Here is a 10191-nt window from a genome sequence, read left to right as displayed (position 1 = left end):
GCAAGGCACCACAAATCTGGTCGGAAACGGCAACGGCTTGAACAACGCCGTCATCGGCAATAGCGGAACCAACGTCCTGCGCGGCGCTGCTGGCAACGACTATATCGTCGGTGGCGGCGGCAAGGACACATTGGTAGGTGGATCTGGCAACGACACCTTCTTTTTCAACGCTGCTTTCAGTGTAAACAACATCGACAAAATCACGGATTACAATCCGGCACAGGACACGCTCCGGGTCGAAAATGCAATTTTCACCGGCCTGGCAGCAGGCTGGCTGGCAGCGGCGGCGTTCCATATCGGCAACGCGGCACATGATGCCAACGATCGCATCATCTATAACAGCTCGAACGGCGACTTGCTCTTCGACCGGGACGGCACCGGGAGTGCGGCTGCGATGAAGTTTGCGGCTCTCTCTCCGGGGCTTGCGGTGTCGGCAGGAGACTTCTTCGTCGTCTGAAGGCTGAAACGCAAAAAGCCCGCCACCCTCTAAAGTGACGGGTTAAGCACCGTCGGGACCGGAGACCTCCTATAGCTGAAGTAAGGCCCAGCACCTGGTTTGGCTTTGGTTCCGACAAAACCGATACCAAGCCCTTCAAGCGCGCCTTCGCAGCCTGTCCAATCGCTGTGCAACCACTTTAACGTCGCAGCCGTTACAGCCTCGATAAGGAGGCTGGCACATGAAGACCGACGTCAGGTTTGACAGTCCTGTTTCCATAGCCCTTGGCCCGTCCAAGAACGTCATGGTGAATGTCGTTTCTGCCAGCGAAGCGGCCGAGATTCTGTTCACAAGGTGGCCCGCAAGGCGAGGACGACGTCACCTAGAAGCTCGCAAAGCTGCGATGGCCGCGCTTGAAGGTCTTCAGCAACCTGCGGCTTTTCGGCATGCATTCGTTGAAGCTGCCCGAGAGGCCGAAATCCTCATTGAGGCTGGGGATCAATGACTGTGTCAGGGGACGCTTCTTAGACGCGCAATAAGAAGCCCGCCATCGCGAGGGCGGCGAAGGCGGGCTCTCTATGCCGCCGGGGAGTAAGGGACGCCGGCGACGTGCCGCCATGGCGTGGCAACCGAAATGGGCGGCGCCGAATTAACGCGGAGACCACCGCGAGTGTTCCAATCAAAATCGCTGGCACGACAGAGAATTCGGTGATTATCTGATAGCGTAGCTGGCCCCGCCGGCTGCATTGGCCAGCGCGATAAGTTCCGCAACCCCATCGCGCCAGGTACCCTTTGGAGCATGCGATGCCACAACTTCACGCACGAGGTGTTGAGCTGGTTGTCGAGCTTCTGGACGCAGCCGAACATCTCGAAAAACTGCCGCCTGATCACATAAAGAAACTGTTGCGGGAAACTTCGTTGGTTTTGGGCGATTTGTTGGCGCGAGATATCCTCCCTGCCCGGAAAGACGCTGCGGCCAGTTGATGATGTCCGCCCTGCCGCAACAGAAAGCGCCAAAACTGATCGTCGTCGTGGCATTCGATCGCGACGATGACGGCGAATTGCAACCGGTCTTTGGCCCAGCCGAGCAGCAGACCGAGGATCGCGCCATCAGAACGGCGAAGGGACTGGCCGGGAAGCACGCAGGCGTCATCGCATGGAGCCGGGAGGCAAACCCTACCATCGGCGAATATGGCGAGCCGACGACGCTGTTTCTGTTCGGCGACGTGCCGGACATGGAGTGAACCGCTACCCCTGAAAGAAAGATACGTGGTGGATGAATGTCGCGCACCTATTTCCACATGCCGCGCATACGGCTTTTCAGGTCTACACGAACCTCCGGGTGCTTCGATCCAGCGGCCGCGTTGATGGCTTTAGGCCAAGTCACTGACATAAACTTGTCCAGTATGGAACCGGGTATGAATCGTGTGCGTGACGCGTAGACGTGGCGATCGCCTCGCGAGGCCTGTCCATGGGTATAAAATCGTTGCGGGGTGACGAGATGGAGCGCGTCCTTCGCACGTGTCATCGCCACATAGAGCAGACGTCGTTCTTCTTCGATCTCGTTGCGCTCGCCGACGGCAAGGTCGGACGGGATACAGCCATCGACGGTATTCAGAACGAAGACGTTTTTCCATTCCTGGCCCTTGGCTGAATGGATGGTCGACAGGATCAGATAATCCTCGTCGAGATGTGGCGGCCCGGCGTGGTCGCTGGTTGCGTCAGGGGGATCAAGCGTCAGGTCGGTCAGAAACCTTTGCCTCGACGGGTATCCCGCAGCGATTTGCTCAAGCTGCAGGAGATCAGCACGGCGAACTGCAGCATCTTCGTGGATGCGCTCAAGATGTGGTTCATACCATAACCGGACCCGTTCCATGTCGGAGGGCCAGCTTTTGTTGTTGTTGCGCAGAGCGGTGAAGACGTCAACGAAACCCGGCCAGTCTGCGGCACCTCTTGCCGGCGGCTGATAGATGGACAGACCCAGCGTGACATCGAGTGCACTCTCCATCACGTCGATAATCTGTCCTGCCGACGACGGACCGATACCCGGCAACAATTGTAGCACCCTGAAGGCAGCAACGCGATCGCGGGGATTTTCCGCAAAACGCAATACCGCCAGCACGTCCTTGACATGCGCTGCATCAAGGAACTTCAGGCCACCGAACTTTATGAAGGGAATGTTCCTGCGGGTAAGCTCGACCTCCAACGGGCCGGAATGATGTGAGGCGCGAAAGAGTACTGCTTGCTGCTTTAGCTGAACACCCGCCTCGCGTTCCTCCAGCACTTTCGCGCAAACATAGTTGGCCTGGTCGGTATCATCCCTCACCGTTACGAGCCATGGCTTTTCCATCGACTGCCGCTCGGTCCATAGGTTCTTCGTAAAACGCTCCGTCGCCTCGCCAATGACGGCATTCGATGCGGACAGGATCGGTTGTGTCGAACGGTAGTTTCTCTCAAGCGTGACAATCTCAGCAGGCGATGTAAACAGCGTCGGAAAGTCGAGGATATTGCGCACTTCAGCCGCGCGGAAGGAATAGATCGACTGCGCATCGTCACCAACGACGGTGAGGCCGTGACCGTTGGGCTTGAGCGCAGTCAGTATCGAAGCCTGAAGGCGATTTGTATCCTGGTACTCGTCGACAAGGATGTGGTCGAAGCGGCCACCAATATGATCGGCGATTTCCGGCTCCGATGCCATCTGCGCCCAATAGAGAAGCAGGTCGTCATAATCGAGGACGTTCTGCGCCTGTTTCGTTTCGACATAGGCAGCGAACAGCTGTTTAAGTTCGTCCGCCCAGCCGATGCACCAGGGAAAGGACTTGGCCAGCACCTGCTCCAATTCACACTGCGCGTTGACGGCGCGTGAGTAGACGGCAAGGCAGGTGTTTTTGGCCGGAAAACGGCTTTCGGTTTTTGACAGTCCAAGATCGTGCCGGACAAAATTCATCAAATCCGCCGAATCCTCGCGATCATGAATCGTGAAGGCGTCGCTCAGACCGATCTCGAGGGCATAGTCGCGCAACAATCGCGCGCCGACGGAATGAAAGGTGCCGGCCCATGTCAGGCCTTCCATCAACGTGGAAGCTTTTGCGCCCATCACCTCGGTCGAGATGCGCTCGACACGTTTTGTCATTTCTGCCGCGGCACGACGTGAGAAGGTCATGAGCAGGATGCGGCGCGGGTCAGCGCCCTTCACGATAAGATGCGCAACGCGGTGTGCCAGCGTATTCGTCTTACCTGAACCGGCGCCGGCAATGATGAGAAGCGGCAACGCAACTGCCCCGTCACCGTGCAGCACCGCGTCCCGTTGCGCCTGGTTCAGGCGGTCGAGATAATCTGGTTCGGCCAGCGAATCACGGAGCGCAACATTCATCGCGCCATGAAGCATTGTTTCCGTTTCGTTCGCAAGAAAGCGATGGACGTTGGAAGCAGCGCTCCCTCAAGGACCATTACACAATCGCGGAGCGGTTGAGATGCGGTGCTATCTGAACGCGGAACGGTGCGGCCTGACACTCACAATATAGCCACGTCGAATACGAAACGCCTTAACAGCGGCTTGAATCCGACCGTTTCCGAGGTCTCTCATCCATGTGTAGAGCGCGGCCACTACTTCTCTCCTGCCGATTCGCAATCAGATATTACTCTGATGCTTATGGCCGATCATCCCGGGAATATGGCCAGAGCAACACCACTTTGGGCTTACTAAGGAAGGCCAGTTGGATTACGTCTGGGGACCCGGAGCGGACGCCAGGAGTCGAACCTGGCTCAGAAACTGTGGAACAGCTTCCTCTCTCGGAGCATCCGCCAAGTCTCCAGAAGCTTATTGCCCGGCATTCAACCGGGCGGCGATCCCAATCGGGGCGTCACGCCCGAATTGCTTTCCATGGTCGGGGGTCGGATCGCGTCCCCTTTGATTTCTAAGCTGCCTTCGCAGTAGCCGATGTCTTGTTGATGGACGTAACCGCGAGGTTCGTAAGCTTGTTGTTAGTCGCCTTCTCCTGGTCGAGAATTTCACTCAGGAGCTTGTGGGCCTCGTCATAACCAAGGTCCTTTGCCCACTCGCGCAATGATCCATAGCGCGCGATTTCGTAGTGTTCGACCGCCTGGCACGCCGCCAGCAAGCCAGCATCGAGCGCAGTGCCGGAAGCCTCTTCCATCAGGCCGTCGGCTTCCTTGATCAGTCCTTCAATGGCATCGCACTTCTCGCCGGATGCCTTCTTGCCGATCGACTTGAAGACCAACTCAAGTTTTTTGATCTGATCCTTGGTCTCAGCAAGGTGGTCCTCGGCCGCCTTCTTCAACTTCGCATCCTTGGCTGCTTTCGCAACTTTCGGCAAAGCCTTCGTAATGGCATTCTCGGCATAGTAGACGTCTTGCAGCGTATGCTCGAACAACTCGGATAATGACTTCATTGCGTTTCCTCCCTGTGATGGACGCTGAGAAGAAAGAAACCAATACCGAATTCGTTCCATCGCTCCATATTCCGCACATCGGCTGTTTTAGTTGTTTGCAACACACTGCCCGCTTTTTTCCGTCGACGAACTGTATGCGCCGCACAGGCGCTTGCATGGCCACCAGACGGCGTTCAACGCTAGGGTCTTATGATTTCAGCAGTCGCAGGCCTGCGATGGGAACGATGGGGCAAATTATCCGTTCTAGTGGCTGGAGGATTGCAATGGCTCCCCGCCCATTCTGGAAAGGCTATCTGAAACTGTCGCTGGTTACCTGCCCGGTCACAATGACGCCGGCTATCTCGGCCAGTGATAAGGTTCGTTTTCGCACCGTTGATCGAAAAACAGGCAATTCCGCAAACAGCCGCTACGTCGATGCAGAGACCGGAAAGGTGGTGGCGGACCAGGACGAGGCTAAAGGCTTCCAGTACAACGAGGACCGGTTGGTAATCGTCGAGGACGCAGAGCTTGACGCGGTGGCGCTGGAAAGCACGCGCACCATTGATATCGATATGTTTGTCCCGCGCGACTCGATTGAGTGGATCTGGTTTGACAGACCGCATTATCTGGCACCGTCTGATAAAATCGGCGAAGAAGCCTTTGCGGTCATTCGCGAAGCGATGCGGTCCACGGGCATGGCCGGAATCTCTCGTCTCGTGCTTTACCGTCGTGAGCGCGCTGTAATGCTGGAGCCGCGGGATCAGGGCATAGTCGTCTGGACATTGCGTTACGGCGATGAGGTGCGAGATGAAAAGCCGTACTTCGATCAGGTTGAGGCGAAGGCCGATAGCGAAGCGACCGGGATGGTCCAGAAGCTCATCAAGGCCGGCCTGAAGCGATGGACGCCGGATATGGTCACTGATCCGGTGCAGGGGCAATTGAAGAAAATCATCGCTGCGAAGAAGAAGGGCAAAACAGCACCACACGAAAAAGCCAAAAGTGGCGGCAAGGAGACGACCAACGTCGTTTCGATCATGGACTCGCTGCGTAAGAGCATCTCACAGGAAAAGCCAAAGCGCCGCTGATTATGTCGTTCTGGACGTGGAGTGCGGGATGTTCGAGCTGCTGTTATCGGCGGAGGGAAGCCCGGACCGGATTGCAGGCGTTACAACCGTCCGGCCGAACGCATAACGAAGGCTAGCAAGATCATCTCAACTCGCCTTCCGCTTACCCCCTGAGGAGCGCGTGGGGGAGGTTTTCTTTCCGGCATCAGCGCTCTTGCGAAGCGCGTCCATAAGATTGATGACCTTCTCCTCCCGCTCGATCTTTGGCTTCTTGATCTTCCGCCCTTCGAGCTTGGCCTTGACTAGCTCGCTCAGCGCATTCTCATAGCGGTCGTCGAATTTCGAAGGATCGAATTTTCCAGTTTTGGTCTTGATGATGTGCTTCGCCAGATCGAGCATTTCAGCCTCGATCTTGATCTTGGAAATACCGCCGAACACCTCTTTGGCGGGGCGGATTTCGTAGTCGAAGTTCAACATATTTGCTACCAAACCGGAATCTTGCCCCCTGATCATAACAGTGCGCACGCGGCGAAATAGAACTGAACGTGCCAAACCGACCACGCCGGAGGCGTTCATGCCGTCGCGAATGACGTTGAACGCCTTTTCGCCCGCCGGTTCAGAAGGCACGAGATAATAGGGCCGGTCCAGGTAGAGCGTGTCGACATCGCCGCATTCGATGAAGGTCTCCATGGCCAGCATCTTGTCACTTTCCGGAATCGCTTCGGCTATTTCTTCCTCATCAAGGATAACGAAATTGCCGTCGACAGTTTCATAGCCTTTAGCCAGGTCATTCTGATCAACGGGCTTACCGGTTTCTTCATCGACAAACTGTCGGTGAACACGGTTGCCGGTCTTACGGTTCAATACATGGAAGGAAATGCGCTCGGAGGTCGACGCGGCCGCGTACATTGAAACCGGACAAACCAATTCGGCAACTTTCAGATGGCCTTTCCATATTGCTCGTGCCGTCACCGTATTCTCCTTTGCATGCCAACTCCTGACGGCGTCGGCGGTTCCCGATACGCTCAGTCGCCAAATCACGGGCGCGCGATTCCTCCCATTGTCGGCGGCCATGAATGACCAGACTCCGTGCCTCAGGCTGCTAGTTTATTGAATCCCAACCGCTTGATCGCGTCACGCAGAGGTCGTTCACCATCAAGATAGTCCGCCCACGCCTTGGTCCTTTTGAGCAATCCAGGGACGGTGCGAACGGTATATTTCTTTGGGTCGAGATCTGCGCGTACTTGCGACCAGGTTAGCGGCATCGACACGGTAGCGCCGGACCGCGCCCGCGGCGACAGCGGAGCCACAGCCGTCGCCATGCGGTCATTTCGAAGGTAGTCGAGGAATATCCGACCGCTGCGCAATTTCTTGGCCATATTGACGAGATAGCGATCGGCATTGTCGCTCGCCATTTGCACGCAGACGCCTTTGGCGAATGCCTTGGCTTCGGACCATGTCAATTTGCTTCGCGATGCTGCCAGCGGCGTCACCACATGTAGACCCTTGCCACCGGTCGTCTTACAGAAACTAACCAGCCCTAAGTCTTCCAAACGCCCCTTCATTTCCTTCGCTGCAGCGACAACCTCAGAGAACGAGACTTCCGGTCCAGGATCGAGGTCGAATATCAGTCGACCAGGCGACTCCGGATGGTGAGGCTGACAATTCCACGGGTGGAGCTCGAGGCCGCCACTTTGTGCAATGGCTGCCAGCCCCTCGACGCGATCGATCTGCAGATAGGGCTTGTGATCACCGGTGACCTTTACAAGCTCCAGAAGGTTGGAGGTGCCCGGCATGGCATGGCGCTGAAAGAACTGTTCCCCGGCGAATCCATCTGGAGCACGCACAATCGAACATGGTCGCCCTTTGAGATGGCCAATCATCCAAGCTCCAACCGCCTCGAAATACTCCGCGAGATCTAGTTTGGTTACTGGTTGCCCGTCGCCTCCGTCGGGCCAAAGGGCCTTTTCAGGCTTGGAGATGACAACGCCCATTACCACCGCTTTTCTGGCGGAGTTGGTTGGCGTGGTGGTCCGAGACGTCGCTTCGGGTTTGGCGATATCGATCTTTTCCGCAGGTGCAGGACGCTCGGCCTCGACCTCGTCCGCAGGCTTATCATCTCTCAATCCCTTGAACGATGCCTGTCGGATATTCCCGCCTGCGGTCCATCCCGCAAATTCGATCTCGGCCACCAGTTCGGGTCGCGTCCAGTGAAGCGTGGTATCTCTTTTGGGGACACCAGCGCCGGTAAATGGTGACGACGACGCTTCGGTCTCTTTCAAACGAGGAAGAAGCCGTTTGAGTTTGTCGCCGCCATATCCTGTACCGACCCTTCCGATATGCACGAAGTGCTGACCGCGATTGACACCGACCAGCAGCGAGCGAAATCGGCCGTTAGTCGTCGACCATCCCCCGATGACGACCTCATGACCCCCTCTGCATTTCGACTTTGCCCAAGTCTGCGTTCTGCCGGATTCGTAGCGGGCGTCCTCCCGCTTTGAAATGATGCCCTCGAGTGACAGGCGGCAGGCAGACCGCAGCACTGCTTCACCACCGTTTTCCAAATGTTCAACGTATCGAATAAGCGGAGCGTCTCCAAGATCCGCCCCACCCAGCAGTTCTTCCAAACGTTTTTTGCGCTTGATGAGAGGTAGTTCGCGTAAGTCTTTGTTTCTATCGAACAAAAGATCGAAAGCGAAATAGATCAGATCTTCAGTCTTCTGTTCCGACAGAGCCGCCTGGAGCGCGGCGAAATCGGGAACCCCATTCTTGTCGAGTGCTACGATCTCCCCATCGATGAGTGCATTGGATAGTCCAGTCGCCTCCTTCGCAATCGCCGCAAATTTGCCGGTCCAGTCCAAGCCCTTCCTGGTCTTCAACGTCGGCGATGAATGCTCGACGCGGAGTTGAACGCGATAGCCGTCAAATTTGATTTCGTGGATCCAGTTCTTACCCGCCGGTGGCCGCGAGAGGGAAGCACACAACTGTGGTTCGACAAAACCAGGCATCGTCGACATACCTGGTCGGGAACTTTGTGCTTTTGCCCGTTGTGACGGCGGCGTCACCACTTTTCCCGCTGCGCGCGCCTCAGCGGCATCCACTTGGTCCCCGTCCCAGACGGCGTCCGGATTGCCTGGCACGGAGCGCGCAATCATGAATGGTTTTGGTCCCTTGCCCTTTCCCGCGGCAATTGCCGACATGGTTCTCCCGGACGCTATCGACTTGTCGACTGAGAGTACTGCATCACCATCTCCGTCTCGTGCATGCTCGTCACGGTGCTTTATCAGCAGCCAGTTTTTGCGCTTGCCACCAGCGCGGTCATGCTTCATCCGCACCAGAACAAAACTGCCGGAGAGCCGATTTCCCTCCAGCGTAAACTTGAAATCACCCCTCTCGATCGCTTTTTCTGGCGAAAGATCACCTTCCGGTTGCCAATATCCGCGATCCCATAGCTGCACCGTTCCGCCGCCGTACTGTCCTTTTGGGATCGTCCCTTCGAAGTCGCCGTAGTCGAGTGGATGGTCTTCGACCTCGACCGCAAGTCTCTTATCCTGCGGGTCGAGCGATGGTCCTCGTGTTACAGCCCACGATTTGAACACCCCGTCGAGTTCCAACCGAAGATCGTAATGAAGCCGTGTAGCCGCATGCTTTTGAATGACAAAACGTCGCCGATTGGAACGCTCAATCTTGGCCTCCCCACTTGGTTCGACGGTTTTTGTGAAATCGCGCTTTGCACGGTATTTGGAAAGCTTGGTCTCTTTCATTGTGCGTCTTTCCGCTGTTAGCGGGAGGGGAACGCCAATTCGAGTGTTTGGTTCTATCGGGGCTCAGATAATCGCTGCGCTGAGAAATTACGCGCTAGAATTCTGTCGGTCGTTACGGCTCTTCGCGACTACCAGCCCCTAACCCAAACACAATTTCCCAGCTCCGTCAGAGATCTGACGCACTGTCGTGCAAAAACCCACTCCAAGTTAGGGTACAATGAATTGGAACCGTCTGCCCTCCCCGCGCATTCCGATGGAGTATGATCAAGACGACTTTCGACAACGACCAAAGCGAATTACCAGCAGGCTGGACAATTAAGCTCGGAGCGTCTCCTGTAGTGGGAACAGCTATCCACAGCGGCACTGACGTGGGCAGCGCTTGTCGATCGCTCATGTCTCTCACTGATCCTGATCGACGTCGCGAAGAGGACCCGTTCACCGAGCGCTTTATCGCCGATTTTCCTACCCAGATCATCGTTCATCGATCCCGATTCCAGGTCGACCTGAACCGCGCGCGTGAGGCTGCGGTTTATCTT

At 56.4% G+C, this 10191-nt stretch carries 9 protein-coding genes and 1 pseudogene; 6 read left to right on the top strand and 4 right to left on the bottom strand.

All coding sequences use genetic code 11. The features are described 5' to 3' along the window. The 4 genes and pseudogenes from G6N74_RS30165 to G6N74_RS30150 all read left to right on the top strand — a co-directional run. Positions 1-457, top strand: a pseudogene (locus G6N74_RS30165) (calcium-binding protein); the annotation flags it as partial. A 220-nt stretch (positions 458-677) separates the two neighbouring features. Further along, positions 678-941, top strand: coding sequence for a DUF982 domain-containing protein (locus G6N74_RS30160; RefSeq protein WP_165121684.1), 264 nt, complete (start codon positions 678-680; stop codon positions 939-941). Between the two features lie 299 nt (positions 942-1240). Then, positions 1241-1420 carry a hypothetical protein gene (locus G6N74_RS30155; protein WP_165121683.1) on the top strand — a complete coding sequence of 60 codons (180 nt, stop codon included), beginning with the start codon at positions 1241-1243 and terminating at the stop codon, positions 1418-1420. Next, entirely contained in the window at positions 1420-1680 is a 261-nt protein-coding gene (locus tag G6N74_RS30150; RefSeq protein WP_376767771.1) for a hypothetical protein, read from the top strand. The genes G6N74_RS30155 and G6N74_RS30150 overlap by 1 nt, the downstream gene beginning before the upstream one ends. A gap of 47 nt (positions 1681-1727) precedes the next feature. On the opposite strand, the gene G6N74_RS30145 is transcribed toward G6N74_RS30150, so the two are convergent. Next, positions 1728-3809, bottom strand: a complete 2082-nt coding sequence (locus G6N74_RS30145; protein ID WP_165121688.1) for an ATP-dependent helicase — start codon at positions 3807-3809, stop codon at positions 1728-1730. Positions 3810-4353: 544 nt separating this feature from the next. Continuing rightward, on the bottom strand, positions 4354-4848 hold the full coding sequence (locus G6N74_RS30140) for a YciE/YciF ferroxidase family protein (RefSeq protein WP_165121687.1): 495 nt from the start codon (positions 4846-4848) through the stop codon (positions 4354-4356). A gap of 263 nt (positions 4849-5111) precedes the next feature. On the opposite strand from G6N74_RS30140, the gene ku (G6N74_RS30135) reads away from it, so the two are divergent. Further along, positions 5112-5912, top strand: coding sequence for a non-homologous end joining protein Ku (gene ku / locus G6N74_RS30135; RefSeq protein ID WP_165121682.1), 801 nt, complete (start codon positions 5112-5114; stop codon positions 5910-5912). 126 nt (positions 5913-6038) lie between these two features. On the opposite strand, the gene ku (G6N74_RS30130) is transcribed toward ku (G6N74_RS30135), so the two are convergent. Both ku (G6N74_RS30130) and ligD read right to left on the bottom strand, forming a co-directional pair. Beyond that, positions 6039-6965 carry a non-homologous end joining protein Ku gene (gene ku, locus G6N74_RS30130; RefSeq protein WP_205826937.1) on the bottom strand — a complete coding sequence of 309 codons (927 nt, stop codon included), beginning with the start codon at positions 6963-6965 and terminating at the stop codon, positions 6039-6041. A 20-nt stretch (positions 6966-6985) separates the two neighbouring features. Next, positions 6986-9655, bottom strand: a complete 2670-nt coding sequence (gene ligD / locus G6N74_RS30125; protein WP_165121681.1) for a DNA ligase D — start codon at positions 9653-9655, stop codon at positions 6986-6988. Positions 9656-9915: 260 nt separating this feature from the next. On the opposite strand from ligD, the gene G6N74_RS30120 reads away from it, so the two are divergent. Continuing rightward, positions 9916-10191, top strand: a 276-nt coding sequence (locus G6N74_RS30120) for an N-formylglutamate amidohydrolase (RefSeq protein WP_165121680.1), incomplete at its 3' end; no start/stop codon positions are given.

It is taken from the genome of Mesorhizobium zhangyense, assembly GCF_011045115.1.
In the GTDB taxonomy this organism is placed as follows: Bacteria; Pseudomonadota; Alphaproteobacteria; order Rhizobiales; family Rhizobiaceae; genus Mesorhizobium_M; species Mesorhizobium_M zhangyense.
The sequence above is the reverse complement of the archived record's forward strand: the minus strand, read 5'-3'. Positions and strand labels throughout refer to the sequence as shown.

What these genes read in the sequence shown, in the direction of transcription:
- G6N74_RS30160 (WP_165121684.1), top strand. Translation starts at nt 678, where the DNA reads ATGAAGACCGACGTCAGGTTTGACAGTCCTGTTTCCATAGCCCTTGGC.
- G6N74_RS30155 (WP_165121683.1), top strand. Translation starts at nt 1,241, where the DNA reads ATGCCACAACTTCACGCACGAGGTGTTGAGCTGGTTGTCGAGCTTCTG.
- G6N74_RS30150 (WP_376767771.1), top strand. Translation starts at nt 1,420, where the DNA reads ATGATGTCCGCCCTGCCGCAACAGAAAGCGCCAAAACTGATCGTCGTC.
- G6N74_RS30145 (WP_165121688.1), bottom strand. Translation starts at nt 3,809, where the DNA reads ATGAATGTTGCGCTCCGTGATTCGCTGGCCGAACCAGATTATCTCGAC.
- G6N74_RS30140 (WP_165121687.1), bottom strand. Translation starts at nt 4,848, where the DNA reads ATGAAGTCATTATCCGAGTTGTTCGAGCATACGCTGCAAGACGTCTAC.
- ku (WP_165121682.1), top strand. Translation starts at nt 5,112, where the DNA reads ATGGCTCCCCGCCCATTCTGGAAAGGCTATCTGAAACTGTCGCTGGTT.
- ku (WP_205826937.1), bottom strand. Translation starts at nt 6,965, where the DNA reads ATGGCCGCCGACAATGGGAGGAATCGCGCGCCCGTGATTTGGCGACTG.
- ligD (WP_165121681.1), bottom strand. Translation starts at nt 9,655, where the DNA reads ATGAAAGAGACCAAGCTTTCCAAATACCGTGCAAAGCGCGATTTCACA.